Origin of the sequence: Rhizobacter terrae, from assembly GCF_003852895.1 — a bacterium.
GTDB classification, from domain to species: domain Bacteria; phylum Pseudomonadota; class Gammaproteobacteria; order Burkholderiales; family Burkholderiaceae_C; genus Albitalea; species Albitalea terrae.
On the sequence record NZ_QUSW01000006.1, the window covers coordinates 354,860 to 379,518 of the forward strand.

General features: G+C 66.4%; 20 protein-coding genes and 1 tRNA gene. 10 read left to right on the forward strand and 11 right to left on the reverse strand.

Annotation, left to right across the window (positions count from 1 at the left end; all coding sequences use genetic code 11):
- Positions 1–10 precede the first annotated feature (10 nt).
- Positions 11–1,741, forward strand: coding sequence for an alpha-amylase family glycosyl hydrolase (locus DZC73_RS21655; protein WP_124542459.1), 1,731 nt, complete (start codon positions 11–13; stop codon positions 1,739–1,741).
- Positions 1,742–1,804: 63 nt separating this feature from the next.
- Complete coding sequence (locus DZC73_RS21660) at positions 1,805–3,676, forward strand: glucokinase (protein WP_124542460.1); 1,872 nt, start codon at positions 1,805–1,807, stop codon at positions 3,674–3,676.
- 12 nt (positions 3,677–3,688) lie between these two features.
- Here the strand turns inward: DZC73_RS21660 and DZC73_RS21665 are convergent, their stop codons facing one another.
- Both DZC73_RS21665 and DZC73_RS21670 read right to left on the reverse strand, forming a co-directional pair.
- Positions 3,689–5,503: a sensor histidine kinase gene (locus DZC73_RS21665; RefSeq protein ID WP_124542461.1), complete on the reverse strand. Its 1,815-nt coding sequence runs from the start codon at positions 5,501–5,503 to the stop codon at positions 3,689–3,691.
- Positions 5,504–5,592: 89 nt separating this feature from the next.
- The gene (locus DZC73_RS21670; protein ID WP_124542462.1) at positions 5,593–7,848 is read right to left on the reverse strand and encodes an arginine/lysine/ornithine decarboxylase; all 2,256 of its coding nucleotides are present in this window, start codon (positions 7,846–7,848) and stop codon (positions 5,593–5,595) included.
- 141 nt (positions 7,849–7,989) lie between these two features.
- Here DZC73_RS21670 and DZC73_RS21675 point away from each other — a divergent pair, with 141 nt between their 5' ends.
- From DZC73_RS21675 to DZC73_RS21685, 3 genes are all read left to right on the forward strand, one after another.
- On the forward strand, positions 7,990–8,427 hold the full coding sequence (locus DZC73_RS21675) for an NfeD family protein (RefSeq protein ID WP_328589527.1): 438 nt from the start codon (positions 7,990–7,992) through the stop codon (positions 8,425–8,427).
- A gap of 29 nt (positions 8,428–8,456) precedes the next feature.
- Positions 8,457–9,371: an SPFH domain-containing protein gene (locus DZC73_RS21680; protein WP_124542499.1), complete on the forward strand. Its 915-nt coding sequence runs from the start codon at positions 8,457–8,459 to the stop codon at positions 9,369–9,371.
- 145 nt (positions 9,372–9,516) lie between these two features.
- Entirely contained in the window at positions 9,517–10,137 is a 621-nt protein-coding gene (locus tag DZC73_RS21685; RefSeq protein ID WP_124542463.1) for a PEP-CTERM sorting domain-containing protein, read from the forward strand.
- Positions 10,138–10,161: 24 nt separating this feature from the next.
- On the opposite strand, the gene DZC73_RS21690 is transcribed toward DZC73_RS21685, so the two are convergent.
- Both DZC73_RS21690 and DZC73_RS21695 read right to left on the reverse strand, forming a co-directional pair.
- Positions 10,162–10,734, reverse strand: a complete 573-nt coding sequence (locus tag DZC73_RS21690) for an Lrp/AsnC ligand binding domain-containing protein (protein ID WP_235835229.1) — start codon at positions 10,732–10,734, stop codon at positions 10,162–10,164.
- A 17-nt stretch (positions 10,735–10,751) separates the two neighbouring features.
- Positions 10,752–11,333 (reverse strand): Lrp/AsnC family transcriptional regulator, encoded by a 582-nt coding sequence (locus DZC73_RS21695; protein WP_235835230.1) that lies wholly within the window; start codon positions 11,331–11,333, stop codon positions 10,752–10,754.
- Between the two features lie 523 nt (positions 11,334–11,856).
- Between DZC73_RS21695 and DZC73_RS21700 the strand changes: the two genes are divergently transcribed.
- The 3 genes from DZC73_RS21700 (at position 11,857) to DZC73_RS21710 (ending at position 14,988) form a co-directional block, all read left to right on the forward strand.
- Positions 11,857–12,798 carry a porin gene (locus tag DZC73_RS21700; protein ID WP_124542464.1) on the forward strand — a complete coding sequence of 314 codons (942 nt, stop codon included), beginning with the start codon at positions 11,857–11,859 and terminating at the stop codon, positions 12,796–12,798.
- Between the two features lie 61 nt (positions 12,799–12,859).
- Positions 12,860–13,978: a branched-chain amino acid ABC transporter substrate-binding protein gene (locus tag DZC73_RS21705; RefSeq protein ID WP_235835236.1), complete on the forward strand. Its 1,119-nt coding sequence runs from the start codon at positions 12,860–12,862 to the stop codon at positions 13,976–13,978.
- Positions 13,979–14,073: 95 nt separating this feature from the next.
- Positions 14,074–14,988 (forward strand): amino acid ABC transporter substrate-binding protein, encoded by a 915-nt coding sequence (locus DZC73_RS21710; RefSeq protein ID WP_124542466.1) that lies wholly within the window; start codon positions 14,074–14,076, stop codon positions 14,986–14,988.
- Between the two features lie 12 nt (positions 14,989–15,000).
- On the opposite strand, the gene DZC73_RS21715 is transcribed toward DZC73_RS21710, so the two are convergent.
- The 5 genes from DZC73_RS21715 to DZC73_RS21735 form a co-directional block, all read right to left on the reverse strand.
- The gene (locus tag DZC73_RS21715) at positions 15,001–16,362 is read right to left on the reverse strand and encodes a sigma-54-dependent transcriptional regulator (protein WP_124542467.1); all 1,362 of its coding nucleotides are present in this window, start codon (positions 16,360–16,362) and stop codon (positions 15,001–15,003) included.
- Entirely contained in the window at positions 16,355–18,232 is a 1,878-nt protein-coding gene (locus DZC73_RS21720; RefSeq protein ID WP_124542468.1) for a sensor histidine kinase, read from the reverse strand. The genes DZC73_RS21715 and DZC73_RS21720 overlap by 8 nt, the downstream gene beginning before the upstream one ends.
- A gap of 21 nt (positions 18,233–18,253) precedes the next feature.
- Positions 18,254–19,318 (reverse strand): acyltransferase family protein, encoded by a 1,065-nt coding sequence (locus tag DZC73_RS21725; protein ID WP_161974696.1) that lies wholly within the window; start codon positions 19,316–19,318, stop codon positions 18,254–18,256.
- Between the two features lie 188 nt (positions 19,319–19,506).
- Positions 19,507–19,597, reverse strand: a tRNA-Ser gene (locus tag DZC73_RS21730).
- A 13-nt stretch (positions 19,598–19,610) separates the two neighbouring features.
- Positions 19,611–19,847: a hypothetical protein gene (locus tag DZC73_RS21735; protein ID WP_124542470.1), complete on the reverse strand. Its 237-nt coding sequence runs from the start codon at positions 19,845–19,847 to the stop codon at positions 19,611–19,613.
- A gap of 200 nt (positions 19,848–20,047) precedes the next feature.
- Here DZC73_RS21735 and DZC73_RS21740 point away from each other — a divergent pair, with 200 nt between their 5' ends.
- On the forward strand, positions 20,048–20,263 hold the full coding sequence (locus tag DZC73_RS21740; RefSeq protein WP_124542471.1) for a hypothetical protein: 216 nt from the start codon (positions 20,048–20,050) through the stop codon (positions 20,261–20,263).
- A 173-nt stretch (positions 20,264–20,436) separates the two neighbouring features.
- Positions 20,437–21,951: a 4-alpha-glucanotransferase gene (gene malQ, locus DZC73_RS21745; protein WP_124542472.1), complete on the forward strand. Its 1,515-nt coding sequence runs from the start codon at positions 20,437–20,439 to the stop codon at positions 21,949–21,951.
- 50 nt (positions 21,952–22,001) lie between these two features.
- On the opposite strand, the gene clpA is transcribed toward malQ, so the two are convergent.
- Positions 22,002–24,302: an ATP-dependent Clp protease ATP-binding subunit ClpA gene (gene clpA, locus DZC73_RS21750; protein WP_124542473.1), complete on the reverse strand. Its 2,301-nt coding sequence runs from the start codon at positions 24,300–24,302 to the stop codon at positions 22,002–22,004.
- Positions 24,299–24,658: an ATP-dependent Clp protease adapter ClpS gene (gene clpS / locus DZC73_RS21755; protein WP_124542474.1), complete on the reverse strand. Its 360-nt coding sequence runs from the start codon at positions 24,656–24,658 to the stop codon at positions 24,299–24,301. The genes clpA and clpS overlap by 4 nt, the downstream gene beginning before the upstream one ends.
- Position 24,659: the final 1 nt, after the last annotated feature.

A 24,659-nucleotide genomic window follows, 5' to 3' on the forward strand; every position in this document is an offset into this window, starting at 1 on the left:
TTGGAATGACATGACGACACGTCGCTTTCTCTGCGCCATCGCCGCGGCCACACTGGCAGCCTGCTCGACCACGCCGCCCGCACCCGCCGCCGCAGCACCGGCCCCGAAAGCCGAACCTGCGCCAGTCCTTCCCGGCCCGCTCGCCGTCCCCGGCGCCTTCGCCGACAACCCCATCATCTACTTCGTCGTCACCGACCGCTTCGAGAACGGCAACAAGGCCAACGACAACAGCTATGGCCGCAAGCGCGAGGCCACGCCGGCCGATGACGTGGGCACCTTCCACGGCGGCGACCTCAAGGGCCTGACCAACAAGCTGCGCGAGGGGTATTTCAAGCAGCTGGGCGTGAACGCGATCTGGATCACCGCGCCCTACGAGCAGATCCACGGTTGGGTCGTGGGCGGCAACAAGGAATTCAAGCACTACGCCTACCACGGCTACTACGCGCTGGACTACACCACGCTGGATGCCAACATGGGCACGCCCGACGAGCTGCGCGAGATGATCGACACCGCGCATTCGCAGGGCATCCGCATCCTGTTCGACGTGGTGATGAACCACCCGGGCTACCTCGACATCCAGACCGCCAACGAGCTGGGCGTGAAGGTGCTGTGGCCGGGGGCATCGAGTGCCAACCTTCGCAACTACCACTCGTTCATCGACTACAACAACTTCGCCTTCGGCGACTGGTGGGGCCGCGACTGGGTGCGCGCCGGCCTGCCCGGCTACATCGACGGCGGCCGTGACGACCTCACCATGCAGCTGGCCTACCTGCCGGACTTCCGCACGGAGTCCAAGGACGCCGTGAAGCTGCCCAAGTTCCTGCGCGCCAAGCCCGGCACCAAGGCGGTGGACCTGCCCAACACCACCGTGCGCGGCTACCTCGTGAAATGGCTGACCGACTGGGTGCGCGACTATGGCGTGGACGGCTTCCGCGCCGACACCGTCAAGCACGTGGAGCCCGAGGCCTGGCTGGAGTTGAAGACCGAAGCGGCCAAGGCACTGACCGAGTGGAAAGCGAAGAACCCCACGAAGAAGATCGACGACCAGCCGTTCTGGATGGTGGGCGAGTACTGGGGCCTGGGGCCGGGCAGGCACAAGCTGCACGACTTCGGCTTCGACGCGATGATCAACTTCGAATTCCAGAGCGCCGGCGGACAGTTCGCCAAGCCGGAGTCGCTGTATGCCAGCTACGCGAAGATCCTCTCGGGCCGGCCCGGCTTCTCCGCGCTGAGCTACATCTCATCGCACGACACGGAGCTGTTCGATCGCAAGAAGCTCATCGAGGCCGGCTCGGCGCTGCTGCTCGCACCCGGCGCGGTGCAGATCTTCTACGGCGACGAAACCGCGCGCCCGCTGGGCCCGGTGCCCTCGTCCGACCCGCAGCAGGCCACGCGCTCGGACATGAACTGGGGCAGCATCGACCAGGCGGTGCTCGCGCACTGGCGCAAGCTGGGCACCTTCCGCGCGAAGCACGTCGCGCTGGCTCGCGGGGCGCACAGCATGCTGTCGGATTCACCCTATGTGTTCAGCCGCGTCGATGCCACTTCGGATGACCGCGTGGTCGTGGCCCCGAACGCCAAGGGCGAGGTCGCGATTCCCGTCGGCGACGTGTTCCGCGACGGCCAGGCCGTGTTCGACTTCTACTCGCAGCAGCGCCTCGTGGTGGCCCAAGGCAAGGTGACCTTGAATGCACAAGGAACGGTGTTGCTTGAAAGAGCGATTCCGCTGATGGCGAAATGACATTGCGCCATCAGCCTCCCGCCTGACCCGGCCTCCCCCCAGCCACCCAGGTATCCTCCACACATGGCCATCGATCCCACCCGCGGCCCCCACGCGCTGCCCTACTCCGAGCCCCGGCTGCTCGCTGACATCGGCGCGACCTATGCCCGGTTCGCCATCGAGCAGATGCCCGGCCGCTTCGACCACGTGGCGGTGCTGCCCTGCGCGGACTACACCGGCTTCGTGCAGGTGGTGAAGGCCTACCTGTTCACCCTGCCCGGCATCGTGCCGCGACACGGCGCGGTGGCGATTGCGAACCCCATCGAAGGCGACTGGGTGCGCATGACCAACCGGGACTGGGCTTTCTCCATCCAGGATGCCCAGCGCCAGCTCAACCTGAGCACCCTGCTGGTGGTGAACAACTTCACCGCGCTGGCCATGGCGCTCCCGCGCGTGGGCAGCGACGGCCGGGTGCAGATCGGCGGCGGCGAGGCACAGGCCAACGGCGTCATCGGCCTGCTGGGCCCAGGCACCGGCCTGGGTGTGTCAGGACTCATCCCCACCGGCGACCGCTGGACGGTGCTGGCCACCGAAGGCGGCCACGTGAGCTTCGCGCCCACGGACGAACGCGAGCTGCGCGTGCTGCAGTACGCCTGGAAGACCATGCACCGCGTCTCGGCCGAACGGCTGATCTCCGGCCCCGGCATCGAGCTCATCTACCAGGCGCTGAGCGCCGGCCAGCCGCATGCCGAGCCTGATTTGAGCGCGGCCGACATCGTGCAGCGCGCCCTGCACGGCCTGAATGCGGTGTGCTCCGAAACCATCGAGTGCTTCTGCGGCATGCTGGGCACCATGGCCTCGGACCTGGCGCTCACGCTGGGCGCCACCGGCGGCATCTACGTGGGCGGCGGCATCGTGCCGCGCCTGGGCGAGCTGTTCAAGCACTCGCACTTCCGCGAGCGCTTCGAGTCCAAGGGCCGATTCAGCGGCTATGTGTCGCGCATTCCCACCTACGTGCTGACGGCGGACAACCCGACCTTCCTGGGTGTGTCGTCGCTGCTGGCCGACCACGTGCCCGACCACGATGGCGGCAACCCGCTGCTGGAGCGCGTGCGATCGGCCACCGACGGCCTGTCTCCGGCCGAGCGGCGCGTGGCCAATTTCGTGCTGGACAACCCGCGCACCGTGCTGAACGACCCGATCGCGGTCATCGCGCAAGGTGCGGAAGTGAGCCAGCCCACGGTCATCCGCTTCTGCCGCTCGCTGGGCTTCCAGGGCCTGGCGGACTTCAAGCTCAAGCTGGGCTCGGGCCTCACCGGCACCCTGCCCGTGCAGCGCACCCAGGTGCGCCGGCAGGACGGCACGGCCGACCTCTGCGCCAAGGTGCTGGATAACACCATCTCCGCCATCGTGCAGTTCCGCGAGTCGCTGAACGTGGAGTCGGTGGACAAGGCCATCGCCTTGCTGCGCGAGGCGCGTCGCGTGGAGTTCTACGCCATGGGCAACTCGGCGGTGGTGGCGCTCGATGCGCAGCACAAGCTCTTCCGCTTCCGCATTCCCTCGGTCGCGCACACCGATGCGTCCATGCATGCGATGGCCGCCGAGCTGCTGGGGCCCAACGACCTCGCCTTCTTCATTTCCAGCTCCGGCCAGCCGCCCGAGCTCGTGCGCGCAGCCACGCACGCGCTGGAGCGCGGGGCATCGGTCATCGCCATCACGGCCAGCCAGTCACCGCTGGCACGCAAGTCCACCGTGTGCATCGCGGTCGACCACAGCGAAGACAGCTCCAGCTTCGTCTCGATGATCTCGCGCATCCTGCATCTGCTGGTGATGGACATGATGTCGGTGGGCCTCGCAGTGCGCCGCGCGCCAACGATGGGGCCGGGGCCGGCGCAGACGGATGCGAGTGGTCAGCTGCTGCCGTCACCTGGGGTGCTGATCTCGCACATCGCCTGAGCGGCGGATTCCTCAACCCAGCCTCGGCATGCGCACGGTGAACACCGAGCCCTGGCCGGATTCACTCTCCACTGCCACGCTGCCCTGCATCTGCGCCATCAGCAGCTTCACCACCACGAGGCCAAGGCCGGTGCCTGAGACATCGTTCTTGCCCGACACCCGCTTGAACGGCTGAAAGATCTCGCCCATCTGCGCCTGGGTCATGCCCGCGCCCTGGTCGCCGATGCTGATCCGGTACTCGCGCTCTTCCTCGCCAAATTCCAGCGAGAGCAGTCCGCCGCGCACGTTGTACTTGCAGGCGTTGTCCAGCAGGTTCACGAAGACCTGCTGCAGCCGGTGCGGGTCGGCCATGACCATGGCCTGCCGGTAGGGCATGCGGTCCTCGATGCGGATCTCGTGGGCGGCGCGTTCCGGCTCGACAATGTTCAGCGCCGTGCGCACCGCACCGATCATGTCGGTGGGCACCATGTCCAGCTTGAGCGCGCCGGAGTCGATGCGGGTGATGTCCAGCACGTCCTCCACCAGCCGCAGCAGGTGAGCCCCGCTCTCCTCCAGGATCTGCACGCGCTTGGCCTGGTTCACGCTCAGCGGCTCGGTGGGGTCGATGCGCAGCAGCTGCGCGACGCCAAGCACCGCATTGAGCGGCGTGCGCAGCTCGTGGCTCAGGCGCGAGAGGAACTCCACTCGCAGCCGCGCCGCACGTTCGGCGGCTTCCTTGTCCACCGTGAGCTGCGCCTGCGTCACCTCGCTGCCCACGTCACGCATCACGCCCACCATGCGCGCCCGCACCGGGTCGTGCATGTCGCGCATGCGGCCGATGGCCTCCAGGTGCCGCACCTGATCGTCACCCATCTGGATGCGGTAGCGAAGATGCAGCGTCTCGCCGCTGGTGACCGCAGCCTCGAAGTCCATGCGGGCCTTCGCCTGGTCATCGGGCAGCGTGCGGCGCCGCAGTTCGCTTCGCCGGATGTTCACGCCCTCGGGCGGGCAGCTCAGGCCATAGAGCGTGCAGGCCCGCGCATCGAGGTCGAAGCTGTCATCGGCCACGTGCCAGTTGAACAGGCCGATGCCCGCGGCATCCGCGCCCAGGTCGAAGCGCTGGTTGGCTTCCATCAGCAGCTGGCGGTCCTGCATCTGCAGGCGCATGGCCCGGCGCATGAACAGCATGCCGCCCAGGGCCAGCAAGCCGGCCAGCGCCAGCGTCACCACCACCAGCACCTGTCCGGTCTTGCGCGAGGCACGGCCCAGGGTGGCTGAAAAATACTTCTCGACGTTGGCGAGCTTGGCCTCCAGTGTGTCCAACTCGACCAGCAAGGCCGCGATCGCCGCCGGCGGATCGCCGCGCTCGACGTGCGCATGGATGCGCATGCCCAGCTCCTGCAGTTGCTCGATGAGCCGGTCGCCCTCGGCCCAGGCACCGATGGCTTCCTCCATGAACTCCACACGGCGGAAGTAGCGATACAGCCGGATCATGCCGGGGATGTCCTGGGCGGCGTTCTCGCCGGCCAGCAGGCCTGCGCGAATCACGTCGTCATCGCCGCGGGGTTTGTCCAGTTCCAGCCGCGCGCTGCGGTCGCCCAGGGGAACGGCCAGCGCATCGAGGAAGCGGCGGTAGTCTGCCGGCCGTCCGGCCACGGCATGCAGCCGCAGATTGGCCACCGCGCTGGCGCGCGCCTTGGACCACATGCTTTCGCCGCCCACGTAGGCCCGCACCGACGACAGCACGCTGAAGCCGCCGATGCACAAGGCCAGCAGGGAGACGATGGCCAGCAGAAGCGGCCCCATGATCCCGAGGTACACCATGCGATCGGACGGCACTGTACGCATTCAGGCGGGCGGCAATCCACGTGATGACGTCCGGGCCACTGTAGCAGCCGATCGCCGCGCCGTCTGCCCCCTTCTCCACGCAGGGTGGATCAGTCGCGCACGCAGTCCACGTAGTACACGCGGCCGCCCGGGCCCTCGTCTTCCACCAGCCCGTGCACGTCGGTGTCGAAGCCCGGGAAGGCCGCGTTGAACTGCCGCGTGAACTGCAGGTAGTCCACGATCTTGCGGTTGAAGCACTCGCCCGGGATCAGCAGCGGAATGCCGGGCGGATACGGGGTGAGCAGCGAGGTGGTGATGCGGCCTTCGAGCTTGTCGATGGCCACGCGCTCGGTCTTGCGGTGCGCGATGTACGAGAAGGCATCGGTGGGCTTCATCGCCGGCTGCAGGTCCGACAAGTACATCTCGGTGGTCAGCCGCGCGATGTCGCCCTTGGCATACATGGCGTGGATGTCCTGGCACAGGTCGCGCAGGCCCATGCGCTCGTAGCGCGGGAAGGCCGCCACGAACTCGGGCAGCACGCGGCCCATCATCGCGTTGCGGTCGTAATCGTCCTTGAACTGCTGCAAGGCGGTGAGCAGCGTGTTCCAGCGGCCCTTGGTGATGCCGATGGTGAACATGATGAAGAACGAGTAGAGCCCGGTCTTCTCCACCACCACGCCGTGCTCGGCCAGGTACTTGGTGACGATGCTCGCCGGGATGCCGGTCTTGGCGAACTTGCCGGTCACGTCCAGCCCCGGCGTGATGATGGTGCTCTTGATCGGGTCCAGCAGGTTGAAGCCCTCGGCCAAGTCGCCGAAGCCGTGCCACTTCTCGCCGGCCTTCAGGATCCAGTCGGTGTCCTTGCTCATGCCGTCGGCGGCGATCTTCTCCGGGCCCCAGACCTTGAACCACCAGTCCTTGCCGAACTCCTTGTCGACCTTGCGCATGGCGCGGCGGAAGTCCAGCGACTCCATGATGCTTTCTTCCACCAGCGCCTGGCCGCCGGGCGCCTCCATCATGGCCGCGGCCACGTCGCACGAGGCGATGATGGCGTACTGCGGGCTGGTGGAGGTGTGCATCAGGTAGGCCTCGTTGAAGAGGTGCCTGTCGAGCTTGCGGTTCTGGGCGTCCTGCACCAGCACCTGCGAGGCCTGGCTGATGCCCGCCAGCAACTTGTGCGTGGACTGCGTGGCGAAGACGAGTTGGTCCTTCGGGCGCGGGCGGTAGCGGCCCATGGCGTGGTATTCGCCGTAGAACGGGTGGAAGGCCGCGTGCGGCAGCCAGGCTTCATCGAAGTGCAGCGTGTCGATGTAGCCGTCCAGCGAATGCTTGATGGTCTCGGTGTTGTAGAGCACGCCGTCGTAGGTGCTCTGCGTGAGCGTGAGGATGCGCGGCTTGACCTTCTTCGGGTCCACGCCCTTGAGCAGCGGGTTGGCGGCGATCTTGCGCTCGATGGTCTCGCGCGAGAACTCGCTCTTCGGAATCGGCCCGATGATGCCGTAGTGGTTGCGCGTGGGCGTGAGGAACACCGGCACCGCCCCCGTCATGATGATGCTGTGCAGGATGGACTTGTGACAGTTGCGGTCCACCACCACCACGTCGCCTGGCGCCACCGAGTGGTGCCACACCATCTTGTTGGAGGTGCTGGTGCCGTTGGTGACGAAGAAGCAATGGTCGGCATTGAAGATGCGCGCCGCATTGCGCTCGGACGCCGCCACCGGGCCGGTGTGATCCAGCAACTGGCCAAGTTCTTCCACCGCATTGCACACGTCTGCGCGCAGCATGTTCTCGCCGAAGAACTGGTGGAACATCTGGCCCACCGGGCTCTTGAGGAAGGCCACGCCACCGGAGTGGCCCGGGCAGTGCCACGAGTACGAACCGTCCTGCGCATAGTCCATCAGTGCCTTGAAGAACGGCGGCGCCAGCCCGTCGAGGTAACTGCGCACCTCGCGGATGATGTGGCGAGCCACGAACTCCGGCGTGTCCTCGAACATGTGGATGAAGCCGTGCAGCTCGCGCAGGATGTCGTTCGGGATGTGCTGCGAGGTGCGCGTCTCGCCGTAGAGGTAGATGGGAATCTCGGCGTTCTTGAAGCGGATTTCCTTGATGAACTTGCGCAGGTTGAGCACCGCCGGGTCGAGCTCGGGGCCGGGGGTGAATTCCTCGTCGTCGATGGACAGGATGAACGCGCCCGCCCGGCTTTGCTGCTGTGCGAACTGCGAGAGGTCACCGTAGCTGGTGGCGCCCAGCACCTCGAAGCCTTCTTTCTGGATCGCATCGGCCAATGCGCGGATGCCCAGGCCTGAGGTGTTTTCCGACCGGAAGTCCTCGTCAATGATCACGATGGGAAAACGGAAACGCTGCATGGTCGGACTCGCGGACAACGGTGGAAAAGCGCGAAGTGTAGGGCTGTTCGCATGACAGGTGATGGCTGCCTGGCCACCATGATCCAGCCCTACACTCCCCCTCGTGTGCAGCCATGCCCGGCCCCCCGGGCCGCGCCCGTCATGGACATTTCCGCTTCCACTGTCTGGTGGCTCCTGGCCGGCGTCGCCGTGGCCGCGGAACTGACCACCGGCACCTTCTACCTGCTCATGGTCGCGCTGGGCCTCGCGGCCGGCGCCCTGGCCGCCCATGCTGGCTTGGCTGCGAGCATCCAGCTCGTGGCAGCCTCCGTCATCGGCGGCGGGGCCACGGTGCTGTGGCACTGGAAGCGCAGCCGCATGCCGCAGGACCGGCCCGTGCCGGAGAACCGCGACGTCAACCTCGACATCGGCGAGCGCGTGCAGGTCCCGGCCTGGGAACCAGACGGTACCGCCCGCGTGGCCTACCGCGGCAGCACCTGGTCCGCCCGCCTGCAACCCGGTGCCGCGGCGGCGCCGGGGCTGCACCGCGTGGCGGCCGTCGAAGGCAACTGGCTGGTGCTCGCGCCGGCCTCGAACTGAACACTCAGCACAGAGGACGCATGGACACCATGGGCAACGCCACCCTCATTCCGCTTGTACTCGCGGTCATCATCGTCATCTTCATCATCAAGACCTTCAAGATCGTGCCCCAGCAGCACGCCTGGGTGGTCGAGCGCCTGGGCAAGTACGACCGCACGCTCAGCCCCGGCCTGGGGTTCGTCACGCCCTTCATCGAACGCGTGGCCTACAAGCACTCTCTCAAGGAAGTGCCGCTGGACGTGCCCAGCCAGGTCTGCATCACCAAGGACAACACCCAGCTGCAGGTGGACGGGATCATCTACTTCCAGATCACCGACCCCATGCGCGCGAGCTACGGTTCGAGCAACTACGTCTTCGCCATCACGCAGCTCGCGCAGACGCTGCTGCGCTCGGTCATCGGCAAGATGGAGCTGGACAAGACCTTCGAGGAGCGCGATGCCATCAACGCCTCGGTGGTGAATGCGCTGGACGACGCCGCGGTGAACTGGGGCGTGAAGGTGCTGCGCTACGAGATCAAGGACCTCACGCCGCCGGCGGAGATCCTGCGCTCCATGCAGGCGCAGATCACCGCCGAGCGTGAAAAGCGCGCCCTCATCGCAGCCTCGGAAGGCCGCAAGCAGGAGCAGATCAACATCGCCACCGGCGAGCGCGAGGCGTACATCGCCCGCTCCGAGGGCGAGCGGCAGGCGGAGATCAACAAGGCGCAGGGCGAGGCTTCGGCCATCGTCGCGGTGGCCGAAGCCACGGCCGATGCCATCCGCAAGGTGGCCGAGGCCATCCGCTCACCCGGCGGCGAACAGGCCGTGCAGCTGAAGGTGGCGGAACGCGCGGTCGACGCCTATGCTCAACTGGCACAGAAGAACAACACCATGATCGTCCCAGGGAATATGACGGAGGTGTCGGCGCTCATTGCCACGGCGATGGCCTTGATCAAGAAAACCTGAGATGTAAGTTGTGTCCGAAGGCAAACCCTTCGTTCGAGGGGGGAGGCCTGCGGTCACTTGTGGAGTAGTCTGCGCGCCGCCGCACGTGTGGTGCGGGCATCCTCTCAACCAACAAGCGGACAAGAACCGCGGGAGTGGTCACACAATGAAGAAGTCGATCGTGGCGATGAGCCTTCTGGCCGGACTGGGCGCAATGCACAGCGCCCAGGCCGTGGATGTGAAGTTCAATTTCCGGTTCACCGATGCGGACGCCAGCGTCCAGGGCTTTTTCATCGTCGACGATTCGGCCCTGTCGAACGTCTACAACGGCGGCACCGTGCCTGCCGACGGTGGCCTCATCGACTTCAGCAAGGTCAAGGACCTGAGCCTGGACTACATGGCCGGCGAATTCGCCTCGGGCGGCGGCCACTACACGCTGGCCGACTATTCCTCGCTGACCTGGACCAGTGACATGCCGGTCAACTTCCACTCCGACGACATCGCCTGGGACTGGGCGTCGAGCCTCGGGGCCGGCCTGGATTGCACCACCGCGGTCGGGCACGTGGCCTTCTCCTTCGGCCGTGCAGGCGGCAGCAGCGCACCAACTTCCGTGGGGCCCACCTGCATGGCGGGCACCTCGCCGGACGTCTACCGCCAGCCCTCGCTGTATTCGCTGTACATGGACACGAGCTACGTGCCGACGCCGGTGCCTGAACCCGGCACCTATGCGCTGATGCTCGCAGGCCTGGGCGTCGTCGGCTGGAGCGCACGCCGCCGTCGCGGCTGAACGCAGCCGCTCCACGCATCCCGATCAGATCGGGATGCGCGCGGTGTTCTTGATCTCCTCAAGCACCACGAAGGTCCGCACGTGCCGCACGGCGGGCAGGCTCCACACCACCTGTGCGATGAGTTCGCGGTAGGCCGTTATGTCCGGCACGCGGGCCTTGATGAGGTAGTCGAAGTCGCCGGTGATCTCGTGGCATTCCATGATCTCCTGCCGCGCCTTCACCGCCGCCTTGAAGGCCAGCGCTACCGCCAGGCCACCGTATTGCAGCGACACCTCGGCGAAGGCCAGCATGCCCTGGGCGAGCTTGTCGGGGTTGAGCACCGCCTCGAAGCCCAGCACGAAGCCTTCATCCTGCAGGCGCCGCAGCCGCTCGCTGGTGGCCGCGGGCGACAGGCCCACCGCCTGCGCCAGGTCGGCGTTGGACATGCGGCCGTCGGCCTGCAGCATGCGCATGATGTGGGCGTCATAGGCATCCACGCTGACGCGGCGCAGCGGCGGCCGGCCGCCATCATCCATGGCCGGCGCCATGCCGGCAGCCACGGGCGCGATGGCGCCGTCGTTCAGGTGGCGGGTCCGAAATCCGGTGGCATTCCTCATGGGGACTCCCTGGCGGTTCAGAAGCTCAGTGCACGTTCCTGCTTGAGGCCGGTCTTCACGCCGAAGCCGCGCATCTCGCGCACCCCCGGCAGCGAGCGGATGCTGGCCGGCAGCGGCTCGTCCATGGCGTGGTCGTCGGCCACGCGGATCTTCATGAGGTAGTCGCAGTCGCCGGCGACGAGATGGCACTCCATCACGTCGGGGCAGGCGCGCACCGCGTCGTTGAAGCGCTGCATGGCGCCGATGCAGGCGCGCTCCAGGCGGACCTCGATGTACATGGTGCCGCCCGAGCCCAGCTTCGAGGCATCCAGCCGGGCTTCATACCCCAGGATGAAGCCTTCGCGCTCCAACCGCTTCACGCGCTCGAACACGGCCGTGGGCGAGAGATGCACCTCTTCGCCCAGCTTCTGGTACGAGATGCGGCCGCAGCGCTGCAGCGTGCGCAGGATGCGCAAGTCGATGCGGTCGGCGCCCGCCGGCAGGCGGACCACCGTGGCCGGGACCGGTACCGGTACCGACAGCGGCGTGGTGGGTGGTTCGACCGACGGCTCGTTCACCCGATGGCTGGGCGGCACGCGGCGCAGGTGCGGCGTGCGCACGGATTGGCGTACAGCCGGCGAAACGGCTTCGGTCTCAATGATGAGTTGTGCAGCGGTTCCCAAAGCGACTCCTCCAATGGCGAGATTGCCCCTTGGGGGAACAGGGAGAGCACCGTGCGTGCCAGCCTTCCTCTGGTTTTCCCGGAGGATCGCAAACCCAGTGCTGGCGCGGGTTTGCGCAACATCTGGTCACCGCGGCGGCGTTCGGTGGGTGGCCGGCCACACAACATGACGCAGTGCGCGTGTCGATCAGCACACATTCCTTGCGGTGCCGGCCATGGCTTTCACAGGCACGCGTGACGGTAATGCAGGGCTTTTGCCTTTTCCATTTGGTTTGAGGACCGCGCCGCCGCGGAATTCGCGGCGCACAGCCTGAACTTTGGAATGTCATCGGAACGACTTGTCCGCAACACTGCGGCCTGCAGCGCGACGCCTCGTCGCCGTGCTGTGGGGGCCGCCTGTGCACGATGCACCTGGAGTGCGCAAGCGGTGATTCGACACACAACACACTCAAAGACAGACCATGCAACGGACTCATCTCAATTGCCTCGCCGTGGCCGCACTCATCACCGCCGCCGCTCCCGCCTTCGCACAATCCAGCGTGGCCGTGTACGGCCGCCTGAACACCAGCGTCGAGAACCAGCAGGTTGGTTCCGCCTCCTCCAAGTGGGTGGAGCAGAACAACAGCTCGCGCCTGGGTTTCCGCGGCACCGAGGACATCGGCGGCGGCATCAAGGCCGGCTTCACCATCGAGCACGGCTTCCATTCCGATGACGGCACGGCCAACAGCGCCACCGCATTCTGGAACCGCCGCTCGGAGCTGAACCTCACGCTGAGCAGCCTGGGCACCATCCGCCTGGGCAAGTTCTTCAGCGAAGCCTACTTCGCGACGGCCGACTACGTCAGCATGCACAACCATGACACCGGCACCTCGTCGGACGCGCTGTACGCCTACGTCGCCGGCGACAACAACAAGGTGGCCTACCACTCGCCCACTTTCAGCGGCGCCACCGTGGACTTCGCCCGCTCGTTCGGCGAAGGCGTGACCAACGCCACCTATGACGCCGCCGTGAACTGGGACGGCGGTCCGCTGCACCTGGGTGGCGGCTATTCGAAGAACGACGCCGACCACCAGTTCGCCGTGCGCGGCCTGTACGAGATGGGCGCCTTCACCTTCGGCGGCTACGTGCAACGCGACAAGAACGCCGCCGGCAACCGCAGCAACGTCCGCCTGTCGGGCATGTACACCATGGACGCCACCGAGTTCCACCTGAACTTCGGCAAGGCCGGCGACCGCGGCAGCATCGCCAACAGCGGCGCCAAGCAGTTCACCGCTGCCGTCAACTACAACCTGAGCAAGCGCACCAAGGTCTACGCCTTCTACACGAAGGTGGACGACGAAGGCGCAGGCCTGTACGGCGGCGACTTCCGCTCGGTGGCCTTCGGCGTGCGCCACAACTTCTGATCGCCCCGCGGCGAAACAACAACACGAGGAACCAGACATGCATTTCGCACAACGTTCGCTGATGTCCGTCGCCGTCCTGGCTGCCCTGGGCAGCACGGCCTTCGCGCAAGAAGTCGTCAAGATCGGCCACGTGGGCCCCACCAGCGGCGGCATCGCTCACCTGGGCAAGGACAACGAGATGGGCGCCCGCATGGCCATCGATGAGCTCAACGCCAAGGGCGTGACCATCGGCGGCAAGAAGGTGAAGTTCGAGCTGCTGGCCGAAGACGATGCCGGCGATCCGAAGCAAGGCACGGCCGTCGCCCAGAAGCTGGCCGACGCCAAGGTGATGGGCGTGGTGGGCCACCTGAACTCGGGCACCTCGATTCCCGCGTCCAAGGTCTACTCCGACGCCGGCATCCCGCAGATCTCCCCGTCTGCCACCAACCCCAAGTTCACCCGCAACGGCTACAAGACGACCTTCCGCGTCGTGGCTGACGACGTGCACCTGGGCGGCACGCTGGGCCGCTACGCCGTGAACGAACTCAAGGGCAAGTCGATCGCGGTGATCGACGACCGCACGGCCTATGGCCAGGGCGTGGCCGAGGAATTCGAGAAGGCCGTGAAGGCTGCCGGCGGCTCCATCGCCGAGCGCCAGTTCACCACCGACAAGGCCACGGACTTCACCGCCATCTTGACCGCCGTGAAGTCCAAGAAGCCTGACGTCGTGTTCTACGGCGGCATGGATGCGGTGGCCGGCCCGATGATCCGCCAGATGAAGCAGCTGGGCATCAACGCCAAGTTCATGGGCGGCGACGGCATCTGCTCGAGCGAGCTGCCCAAGCTGGCCGCAGGCTCCATGGCCGACGGCCAGGTGATCTGCGCCGAAGCAGGCGGCGTGGAAGGCAAGCAGAAGGTCGGCATGGACAAGTTCAAGGCCGACTTCAAGAAGAAGTTCAACGTGGACGTGCAGATCTATGCACCCTACGTGTATGACGCTGTGAACGTGATGGTGGCCGCCATGGTCAAGGCCGGCTCGGCCGAACCGGCGAAGTACCTGCCCGTTCTCGCAAAGACCACCAACTATCACGGCGTGACCGGCGACATCACGTTCGATGAGAAAGGTGACATCAAGAACGGCGCACTCACGCTCTTCACCTACAAGGGTGAAAAGCGCGAGGAAATGAAAGTCGTCCGCTGATCCGTCCCTCCTGGGTTAAGCACTGATAGGCCTTGGCCTCGCTCGTTTGGGCGAGGCCTTTTTTTCGTTGGCACGCCGGCTGCTAAGCTTGCGGGATGTTCCTGCTCCACCCCTTGCGCTGGGCGCTGGCCTTGACCACAGGCCTGCTTGCCGCCTCCACCGGCCTCGCTGCCGAGTCGATGACCCTGCGCAAGATCCAGGAAACCGGTGTCGTCACCATCGGCTACCGCGACGCTTCCATCCCGCTGTCCTACCTCGATTCGCGCCAGAAGCCCATCGGCTACTCCATCGACATCTGCCAGCGCATCGTGGATGCGGTGAAGAGCCGGCTGCAAATGAATGAGTTGACCGTGCGCATGGTGCCGGTGACCTCGGCCACGCGCATTCCGCTGGTGGCCAACGGCACCGTGGACCTGGAATGCGGCGTCACCACCAACAACGCCGAGCGGCAGCAGCAAGTGGCCTTCACCGTGACCACCTTCGTGGCCGAGAGCCGGGTGCTGTCCAAGAAGTCCTCGCCGGTGCAGACCGTGAGCGCGCTGCAAGGCAAGACCGTGGTCTCCACCGCCGGCACCACGAGCGTGCGGCACCTGCAGGACCTGGGGCGCCGCCGCGGCATGGACCTCACCATCCTGGCCGCCAAGGACGACACCGAGGCCCTGCGCATGGTCGACACCGACCGCGCCAATGCCTATGCCATGGACGACGTGCTGCTGCGAAGCGCCGTGGCCACCTCAGGCCGGCCCGAGGACTACGTGATCTCCGACGACGCCCTGTCCGTCGAGCCCTACGGAATCATGCTCAACAGGCACGACCCGGAGTTCAAGCGGCTGGCCGACGAGGCAATCATCAGCCTCTTCAACAACGGCGAGATCTACCGGCTGTACCACAAGTGGTTCCGCGCGCCGATTCCCCCCAAGGGCATCAACCTGCAGATGCCGTTGTCGCCCGCACTGGAGCGGGCCTACCTGCGGCCCACCGATTCGCCGGACCCGGCCACCTACCGCTGACGCGGCCTCGCCCTATTCCGGCGCCGCCCCCGTGGCCGGACGGAACTCGTCGATGACGATGCCGTGCCGCGTGAGCTTGTCGTACAGCGTCTTCTTGCCGATGCCCAGCGCATCGCTCACCTGGGTGGCGCGGCCCTTGTGCTGGCGCAGCGACTGCTCGATCAGCGCCTTCTCCACCTGGTCCATCTGCTGCACGAGAGTGAGCGCCGTCTCGGTGGGCGTGGCGACCACCTCATGGCCACCCAGCCCCAGCACGAAGCGCTCGGCCGCATTGCGCAGTTCGCGCACGTTGCCCGGCCAGTCGTGGGCCATCAGGCGGCGCATCTGGCCGGCATCGGGCACCGGCGGCTCGCGGCCGTGGCGGGCGGCGGCCTCGAACATGAAGTGCTCGAACAGCAGCGGCACGTCCTCCCGGCGCGTGCGCAGCGGCGGCAGTTCCAGCACGGCGACGTTCAGGCGGTAGTAGAGGTCGGCGCGGAATTTCTGCTGGTCGCTCAGCTCGCGCAGGTCCACCTTCGTCGCAGCCACCACGCGCACGTCGACGCGGATCTCCACGTTCGAGCCCAGGCGTTCCAGCTTGCGCTCCTGCAGCACGCGCAGCAGCTTCACCTGGAAGTTCATCGGCATGCTCTCGATTTCGTCGAGCAGCAGCGTGCCGCCGTTGGCATGCTCGATCTTGCCGATGCGCCGCTTGGCCGCGGTGGTGAAGGCGCCCATCTCGTGGCCGAAGAGCTCGCTCTCCAGCAAGGTGTCTGGCAGGCCGCCGCAGTTGATGGCGACGAAATGCTTGTCGCGCCGCACGCTGTGCTCATGCAGGCAACGCGCCACGAGTTCCTTGCCGGTGCCGGTCTCGCCGACCAGCATCACGTCGGCCGAGGTCCCGGCGAGATTGAGGATGTTTCGCCGCAAGGTCTCGATGGCCGGGGACCGCCCGAGCAACATGGCCTCCACGCCGCGGGCGTGGTCGAGCTGGCTGCGCAGGCCCTTCACCTCCAGGCTCAGCGAGCGGCGCTCCAACGCGCGTGTGACCACGTCCACCAGGCGCTCGGGGGCGAAGGGCTTTTCGAGGAAGTCGTAGGCGCCGGCGCGCATCGCCTGCACGGCCAGCGACACGTCGCCATGCGCGGTGATGAGCGCCACCGGGATGTCCGCATCGATCTTGCGGATCTCCGCCAGCAGCGAGACGCCGTCCATGCGGGGCAGGCGCACGTCGCTCACCACCACGCCCCTGAGCCCCGGCACGATGTGGCGCAAGCCGGCCTCGGCCGATTCACAGGCCTGCACCTCGAAGCCCGCCAGCGTCAGCGTCTGCGACAGGCTCTTGCGCACCGATGCGTCGTCTTCCACGAAGACAACCTTGAAACCTTCAAACATGCATCTCTCCTTGCGCCTGGGGGACTTCGAACTCGAACGCCGCCCCCTGCTGCGCCTCGACGGCGCGCAAGGCGCCGCCGAATTCCACCACGATGTTCGCCGAGATCACGAGACCGAGCCCCAGGCCCTCGCCCACCGGCTTGGTGGTGAAGAAGGGCTCGAACAGGCGCTCGCGCAACGCCGCTGGAATGCCTGGGCCATTGTCGGTCACGCGCACCACGATGCGGTCGTTGCTCGCCTGCGCCGCCACCGACAGGCGCTTGTCCGCCTGCGCCGACATCGCGTCGATGGCATTGACCATCAGGTTGACCAGCACCTGCTCCAGCCGGATGCCGTCGCAATGCGCCATCAGCGCATCGCTGGCGTCGACCTGCACGTGAACGTCCTCGCTCTTCAGGCGCGCTTGCAGCAGCAGGCAGGCGTTGGCGATCGCATGGGACACGCTCACGCGGCTGTGCTCGCCCGGGGCCTTGCGCGCGAAGGATTTCAGCTGGGCGTTGATGCGGCCCATGCGTTCGGCCACATCGCTGATGGATGCGAGGTTCTCCGCCACGTCGTTCGTGAGGCCGCGCTCCAGGAGCAGGCGGGCGTTTTCCGAGAGCGCCCGCAGTGCCGTGAGCGGCTGGCCGATCTCGTGCGAGATGCCGGCCGACATCTGCCCCAGCAAGGCGAGCTTGCCGGCCTGCACCAACTTCTCCTGCGCCTGCCGGAGCACATCTTCGGCATGGCGGCGCTCGGCCACCTCATGCAGAAGCTCCACGTTGGTCGTCTGCAGCTGCGCCGTGCGCTCCTCGACCTTGCGCTCCAGTTCGTCGTTCGCGCGCTGCAGCGCGGCGCGCGTGGCCAGCTTCTGCGCGATGACGCGGCGGCGCTGCAGCATGTAGGCCAGCAGCAGGCCTGCAGCGGCAGTGAGTGCACCTGCGCCCCAGGCGGCATAGCGTGCGCTGCGCCAGACTTCGTCGGCATCGGACAGGATGAGCAAGCGCCAGCCGAAGCGCGCCACCGGGCGTTCGTGCACGACCTTGGACCCCGCCGGTTCATCCGGCGTGCGCCGCAGGCTCACGAGCCGGGCGCCGTGCGGCAGCTCGCGCTCCAGCTTGATGCCCAGCGGCTCGCCGGCACGCTTGGGGTACAGGCCGCTTTGCATGAGGCGGTCGCGGTCACGTCCGGCCAGGGGCGACATGGTCCGGAACTTCCACTCCGGCACCGACGAGATGATGACCACGCCGTTCTCGTCGACGACCAGCGGCTTCTCGCTGTCCGCACGGAAGGCCGAGGCGCTCCAGGTGGCCTCCATCGGCTCCAGCCCGCTGCATGCCACGATGACCGCGACGATGCGGCGCCCCCGGGTCACCGGCCGGGCGAAGCAATATTCAGAGGCGCCGCGCTCGAGGTTGGGGGCGAACAGCGAGGCCTCATTGCCGTTCATCGCATCCACGAAGTACGGCCGCTTGGACACGTTCTTGCCCACCATGCTGTCGGGCCAGTACCAGTCGCTGGCGGCCAGCACGAGCCCGGTATCGTCCGTGACGAAGGTGGCCAAGGCACCGGAGCTCACCGCCACCTTGGCCAGCTTGCGGTTGGCCGCATCGCGGGCACCCGCCCGGCTGGGTGCCGCGAACAGGCCTTCGATGTCGTGGTCCAGTTCGATCAGCGCGGGCAGGTAGGCCTGCTTGCCCAGCTCGTTCTCCAGCAAGGCAGCGTAGAGGTCGAGCTGACGTGCAGCAGTGTCATCCAGCCGCTCGTAGCCGTTGCGCTCGCTCCAGAGGTAGGCTGCCCACGAGGCGGTCGCCGCGATCGCCAGCAGCACGAGCCAGCCGGCCGAGGTACGGACACTGCGTGCGATGGAAATCCGGCGACTCGACGTCAAGAGAACCTTTGGATGCCGCCTCTACCCTGCTGACGGCGACCGCGCGACCGCCCCGCGTCCGGTGACGCGATGGGACAGCGCACGCCCCCAACGGATGAACGGCTGCTCGATGAAGTGATAGGACAGTGCCGCCGCCGGCAAGGCAAGCAGCGGCACGAACCAAGTCACATCAGCATAGCGCGCAGCCGGGCCGGTGAACAACTGCTGCCACAGGTACAGGCTGTACGAGATGGCGCCGATGTAGCGCACCGGCCTGGCGTCCAGCAGCCGGGTGAACACGCCGTCGGAATGAACGCTGGTGTAAATGAGCCAGGCCACGGCCGGCGGCAGCAGGACACCGTCCACCGCGGTTCGCACCGCATACGACAGATGCAGCAGGTTCAGCCCGACGACCAGCACCGAGCCCGCGAACGCCCCCAGAGCCACCGCCAGCGCATCCGGCCTGCCGACCCAGTGGCGAAGCCGCGGCACCAGCAGCGCCAGCAACACACCCATGGTGATGCTGGAGAAGCCGGCACTGAAGGCGAGTGCGTCATGCCACACGTCACCGGTGAAGAGCGCGACGAAGGGTGCCGCGACAACGAGCAGGTGCACGGCCAGCACCCATCGCAGGCGCGTGCCCAGGGTCGCCATGAAGATCAAGGGAAACAGCAGGTAGAACTGCTGCTCATAGGCCAGCGACCAGGTGTGGTTGGCGAACCATCCGCAATCGCGCCCAGGGATGTCGCAGCTGAATTCGGCGGCCCGCTGGATGCCGATGGAGGACTGGTCGATCCAACCCGGCAATGCGATCGCCGCGACGGCGAGGAGGTAGACGAAGAACGCTGGAAGGATGCGGAAGGCTCGTCGCAGGTAGAAGCCGCCCACGTGCAGGCCGCCGGTGGAAATCTCCTCCTTCAGCGACAAGGTGGTGATGAGGTAGCCGCTGATGACGAAGAAGACCTTCACACCCAGCTGCGCGTTGTAGGCCGCGAAGCTCGCAACCTTCGGCCCGCCGATGCCCCAGCGGTAGTTGACCAGATGGCCGATCAGCACCAGCGCAATGCTGATGGCACGCCAGCCATCGAGCGCAGCAATCCTCTTCATGGAAACCCCTCCGAACCCGGTCCACTTGCCCGCAGTGCTGCGGACAAAGGCTCGCATGATCGTGGAGTCGGCGGCCGCGCACACTCCCAAACACATAGGGGGCGTGCAACAGCTGCAACAGCTGCAACAGGTCATTCCGTCCGGTGAGGACATGAAAAACGGGCCGCGAGGGCCCGTTTTCACTGATCTGGCGGAGAGAGCGGGATTCGAACCCGCGGTGGGCTATTAACCCACACACGCTTTCCAGGCGTGCGACTTAAACCGCTCATCCATCTCTCCGAAGCCCATGATTCTAGCCTCGAAAATGCTGCGCCAAGCTCAGCAGGCCAATGAATCCGAGCGACAGGACGAGAAGGATGGGCAGCGCGAGACTCAGATAGCTCGACTTCTTGTGGCGACGCGGCACACGCATGGGCCGCAAATCGCGGGCCTCGCCGATCGTCGTCTGATGGAAACTGGTCGACGGCCACTCGCTGTTGCCGTCCCGACGGCTTTCCCGTCCCCAGGTGTGTTGTTCGTCACGCGCCATGCGGCCCATTCTGCGGAACGAATTGATACACGACCAGCCCGCGAACTGGGGGGTCCCCCGCGGATGCATCGAGGGTTTTCTCCAATACCGTCGCACACCCGGCGATGCGGATTCGTTCACGAATCGTTGCCTCGCAAGCCCACACCGGCAAGCCAGCCTGCGTCACACTGCGGATGTCGTCTACGCGGAAGTACCCAACCATGTCCGTCCTGCGCGCCCTGACCCGCCAACCCGCCATGCGCCTCTTCCTGCTCGGGCATGCGCTCGTCCTCGTCGGGGCCGGGTTCATGGAAGTCACGAACTCCATGCTGCCGATGGCCGTCGCGGCCTCCGCATCCCTGATGTTGATGGCGCCGCTGGTCAAGCAACTCAGCAGCAAGTACGCACGGGTGCGCAGCGACGATTCGCGCCGCTGAATCGCTCGACGCTGTAGGCCGCTGACGCTACAGCGAAACCCACCGTAACCACACTCCCGCGTGGCTTGACGCGGCTTCGCGCGCGCCTCCACACTCCGGCTCCCATGTTCACGGCCCCCTGCCGAGACATGCCCGCGGCCCCGGGTGCCGCTCCCTGAGTCGTCCCTCTCATCATGCGATTTCCACGCTGTAGCGGCGTCCTGCTGCACCCTACGTCCCTGCCTGGTTCGCACGGGTCCGGAGACTTCGGTGCCGATGCCCATCGCTTCGTCGATTGGCTCGCCGAAGCCGGCCAGACGCTGTGGCAGATGCTGCCCCTTGGCGGCATCGGGCCAGGTAACTCGCCGTACATGAGCAGCTCGGCATTCGCCGGCAATGTGCTGCTGGTCGACCTGCAGGATCTGCGAGAACGCGGCTGGCTGGAGGCTGGCGACCTGGCACCGGTGGAGGGCCTCGTCGCCGGCAAGGTGGACTTCTGTGTCGTCGTGCCCTTTCGCATGGAACGGCTGGCTCGCGCCGCCGCACGCTTCGCCGCCAGCACCAACGCCACCGACCGTGCCGACTTCGACGCCTTCTGCGCCGAACACGCCAGTTGGCTCGACGACTACGCGATGTTCATGGCGCTGGCCGACCACTTCGCCTGGCGCGACTGGAGCGAATGGCCGGATGGCCTGGCAGCGCGGGACGCCATCGCACTGATCCGCGCCCGCGACGAGCATGCCAACCGGATCGCCTTCTGGAGGTTCTGCCAATGGCGATTCTTCCGGCAGTGGCAACGGCTGAAGGACCACGCGGCATCCCGCGGCGTGCGAATCGTCGGCGACGCGCCGATCTTCATCGCCTACCAGAGTGCCGAATGCTGGGCCCGACCCGAGCTCTTCGACCTGGACGAGCGAGGCCAGCCACGCGCCGTCGCCGGCGTGCCGCCCGACACCTTCAGCGCCACCGGCCAGCGCTGGGGCAACCCGCTGTACCGCTGGAGCGCGCATGCCGCCGAGAACTACGCCTGGTGGATCGAGCGCGTCCGGCGCACGCTCGAGATGGTCGACATCGTGCGCATCGACCACTTCCGCGGCTTCGCGGCCTACTGGGAGATCCCTGCGCACGAACCCACCGCTGAACGCGGCCAGTGGGTGCCAGGTCCGGGCGCCGCATTGTTCGATGCCATCGCCCGCGAGCTCGGCGACATCCCCATCATCGCGGAAGACCTGGGCGTGATCACGCCCGATGTGGACGCCCTGCGCCAGCAGTTCGAGCTGCCCGGCATGCGCATCCTGCAGTTCGCCTTCGACGCAGGCAGCGGCAATCACTTCCTGCCGCATCACCATGAACGCGACACCGTGGTCTACACCGGCACGCACGACAACGACACGACGCTCGGCTGGTGGCACCAGGCCAGCACGCACGAACGGGAGCATGCCAAGGCCTACCTGCGCACCGACGGGCAGGAGATTCACTGGGACCTGATTCGCGCGTCCTGCGCCAGTGTTGCCGACATGGCCGTGCATCCGATGCAGGACGTGCTCGGCCTGGACGGCAGCCATCGCATGAACTTCCCTGGCAAGGCAGAGGGCTACTGGGAATGGCGCTTCAGCTGGGACCAGTTGGCACCGGCCCACACCGCACGCCTCAAGGACCTGTGCCGTTTGTGCGGCCGTGACGGCACGCCCGTCACACCCCGCTGCTGAAATGAAAAACGCCTCGCACCAGCGAGGCGTTTTCCGCGGAGCCCGAACGATCAGGCCGTGGCCGGTTCCGACTTCGGCTTGTCGCTCTTCTTGGCCGGCTGGATGTCCAGCACAGGCTTCTCGTCCTCGCCGATGTCCACCGTGAGGCGGCCACCGTCGACGAGACGACCAAACAGCAGCTCGTCGGCCAGTGCACGACGGATCGTGTCCTGGATGAGCCGCTGCATCGGGCGGGCGCCCATGAGCGGATCGAAGCCCTTCTTCGCCAGGTACTTGCGCAGGCCGTCGGTGAAGGTGACTTCGACCTTCTTCTCCGCCAGCTGGCTTTCGAGCTGGAGCAAGAACTTGTCGACCACGCGCAGGATGATCTCCTCGTCCAGCGGACGGAAGCTCACGATGGCGTCCAGGCGGTTGCGGAACTCCGGCGTGAACAGGCGCTTGATGTCGGCCATCTCGTCGCCGCTCTCGCGGGCGGTCGTGAAGCCGATGGTCGAGCGGTTCATGGTCTCGGCACCCGCGTTCGTGGTCATGATGATGATCACGTTGCGGAAGTCGGCCTTGCGTCCGTTGTTGTCGGTCAGCGTACCGTGGTCCATGACCTGCAGCAGCACGTTGAAGACGTCCGGATGCGCCTTCTCGATTTCGTCGAGCAGCAGCACCGCGTGCGGCTTCTTCGTCACGGCCTCGGTCAGCAGGCCGCCCTGGTCGAAGCCCACGTAGCCCGGAGGCGCGCCGATCAGCCGGCTCACCGCGTGGCGTTCCATGTACTCGGACATGTCGAAGCGGATCAGCTCGATGCCCAGGATGTAGGCCAGCTGCCGTGCAACTTCCGTCTTGCCCACGCCCGTCGGGCCGCTGAACAGGAAGGAACCGACCGGCTTGTCCGGCTTGCCCAGGCCCGAGCGCGCCATCTTGATGGCCGAGGCCAGGGCTTCCACCGCCGGCTCCTGGCCGAAGACCACGCTGTTGAGGTCGCGGTCCAGGCTCTTGAGCTTGGAGCGGTCGTCACTGGACACCGAGGCCGGCGGGATGCGCGCGATCTTCGCGACGATCTCTTCCACCTCGCTGCGGGTGATGGTCTTCTTCTGCTTGTTCTTGGGCAGGATTCGTTGCGCGGCACCCGCCTCGTCGATCACGTCGATCGCCTTGTCAGGCAGGTGACGGTCGTTGATGAACTTGGCTGACAGCTCCGCCGCCGCCTGCAGGGCGCCCAGCGCGTACTTCACGCTGTGGTGCTCCTCGAAACGCGACTTCAGGCCCTTGAGGATCTCCACCGTCTGCTCCACCGAGGGCTCGACGACGTCGATCTTCTGGAAGCGGCGTGACAGCGCAGCGTCCTTCTCGAAGATCCCGCGGTACTCGCTGAACGTGGTCGCACCAATGCACTTCATCTGGCCGGAGCTCAGCGCCGGCTTGAGCAGGTTGCTCGCGTCCAGCGTGCCGCCCGACGCAGCGCCCGCGCCGATCAGCGTGTGGATCTCGTCGATGAACAGCACCGAGTTCGGCTGGTCCTTCAGGTGCTTCAACACGCCCTTCAGGCGCTGCTCGAAGTCGCCGCGGTACTTGGTGCCCGCCAGCAGCGCGCCCATGTCCAGCGCATAGACCGTGGCGGTCGACAGCACCTCGGGCACGTCGCCCTGGGTGATGCGCCAGGCCAGGCCTTCGGCGATGGCCGTCTTGCCCACGCCGGCCTCGCCCACCAGCAGCGGGTTGTTCTTGCGGCGGCGGCACAGGATCTGGATCACACGCTCCACCTCGAGCTCGCGCCCGATGAGCGGATCGATCTTGCCGTCCTTGGCCATTTGGTTGAGGTTCTGCGTGAACTGGTCCAGCGGAGAACCCTTGCCTTCGCCCTCTTCCTTCTCGCCTTCGGCGCCCTGCCCGTCCTGCGACTTGGCCGGCTCCGGCGGATCGGACTTCTTGATGCCATGGGCGATGAAGTTCACGACGTCCAGGCGTGTCACGCCCTGCTGGTGCAGGTAGTAGACCGCGTGGGAGTCTTTCTCGCCGAAGATGGCGACCAGCACGTTCGCGCCGGTCACTTCCTTCTTGCCGCTGCCCGTGGACTGCACGTGCATGATGGCGCGCTGGATGACGCGCTGGAAGCCCAGTGTCGGCTGCGTGTCCACCTCGTCGGAGCCGCCGACGGTGGGCGTGTTCTCCTTGATGAACTGCAGCAGGCTTTTTCGCAGGTCATCGATGTTGGCCGAGCAGGCCCGCAGGACTTCCGCCGCCGAGGGGTTGTCGAGCAACGCCATGAGCAGATGCTCGACGGTGATGAATTCGTGTCGCTGCTGGCGTGCCTCGACGAACGCCATGTGCAAGCTGACTTCTAGCTCTTGCGCAATCATGCGGCCTCCATAATGCATTGCAACGGGTGGCCACCGCGCCGTGCGGCAGCCAGCACCAGCTCAACCTTGGTGGCGGCGACATCTTTCGAATAGACGCCGCACACGCCTCGACCCTCATGGTGAATCTTCAACATGATCTGGGTCGCGGTTTCGAGGTCGCGTTTGAAATACTCCTGCAAGATCATCACGACGAACTCCATGGGGGTGTAGTCGTCGTTGAGCAGAACCACCTGGTACATCGGTGGGGGGACCACCTTGGCTGTTTGCCGCTCGGCAACGACAGCCCCATCGCCCTGCTCGGGCCGGTTTCCACTCCCTGGCGGAGTGTCTGGAGGAGAAGGTGGCTCCACTGGCATG

What these genes read in the sequence shown, in the direction of transcription:
- DZC73_RS21655 (WP_124542459.1), top strand. Translation starts at nt 11, where the DNA reads ATGACGACACGTCGCTTTCTCTGCGCCATCGCCGCGGCCACACTGGCA.
- DZC73_RS21660 (WP_124542460.1), top strand. Translation starts at nt 1,805, where the DNA reads ATGGCCATCGATCCCACCCGCGGCCCCCACGCGCTGCCCTACTCCGAG.
- DZC73_RS21665 (WP_124542461.1), bottom strand. Translation starts at nt 5,503, where the DNA reads ATGCGTACAGTGCCGTCCGATCGCATGGTGTACCTCGGGATCATGGGG.
- DZC73_RS21670 (WP_124542462.1), bottom strand. Translation starts at nt 7,848, where the DNA reads ATGCAGCGTTTCCGTTTTCCCATCGTGATCATTGACGAGGACTTCCGG.
- DZC73_RS21675 (WP_328589527.1), top strand. Translation starts at nt 7,990, where the DNA reads ATGGACATTTCCGCTTCCACTGTCTGGTGGCTCCTGGCCGGCGTCGCC.
- DZC73_RS21680 (WP_124542499.1), top strand. Translation starts at nt 8,457, where the DNA reads ATGGGCAACGCCACCCTCATTCCGCTTGTACTCGCGGTCATCATCGTC.
- DZC73_RS21685 (WP_124542463.1), top strand. Translation starts at nt 9,517, where the DNA reads ATGAAGAAGTCGATCGTGGCGATGAGCCTTCTGGCCGGACTGGGCGCA.
- DZC73_RS21690 (WP_235835229.1), bottom strand. Translation starts at nt 10,734, where the DNA reads ATGAGGAATGCCACCGGATTTCGGACCCGCCACCTGAACGACGGCGCC.
- DZC73_RS21700 (WP_124542464.1), top strand. Translation starts at nt 11,857, where the DNA reads ATGCAACGGACTCATCTCAATTGCCTCGCCGTGGCCGCACTCATCACC.
- DZC73_RS21705 (WP_235835236.1), top strand. Translation starts at nt 12,860, where the DNA reads ATGTCCGTCGCCGTCCTGGCTGCCCTGGGCAGCACGGCCTTCGCGCAA.
- DZC73_RS21710 (WP_124542466.1), top strand. Translation starts at nt 14,074, where the DNA reads ATGTTCCTGCTCCACCCCTTGCGCTGGGCGCTGGCCTTGACCACAGGC.
- DZC73_RS21715 (WP_124542467.1), bottom strand. Translation starts at nt 16,362, where the DNA reads ATGTTTGAAGGTTTCAAGGTTGTCTTCGTGGAAGACGACGCATCGGTG.
- DZC73_RS21725 (WP_161974696.1), bottom strand. Translation starts at nt 19,318, where the DNA reads ATGAAGAGGATTGCTGCGCTCGATGGCTGGCGTGCCATCAGCATTGCG.
- DZC73_RS21735 (WP_124542470.1), bottom strand. Translation starts at nt 19,847, where the DNA reads ATGGCGCGTGACGAACAACACACCTGGGGACGGGAAAGCCGTCGGGAC.
- DZC73_RS21740 (WP_124542471.1), top strand. Translation starts at nt 20,048, where the DNA reads ATGTCCGTCCTGCGCGCCCTGACCCGCCAACCCGCCATGCGCCTCTTC.
- malQ (WP_124542472.1), top strand. Translation starts at nt 20,437, where the DNA reads ATGCGATTTCCACGCTGTAGCGGCGTCCTGCTGCACCCTACGTCCCTG.
- clpA (WP_124542473.1), bottom strand. Translation starts at nt 24,302, where the DNA reads ATGATTGCGCAAGAGCTAGAAGTCAGCTTGCACATGGCGTTCGTCGAG.
- clpS (WP_124542474.1), bottom strand. Translation starts at nt 24,658, where the DNA reads ATGCCAGTGGAGCCACCTTCTCCTCCAGACACTCCGCCAGGGAGTGGA.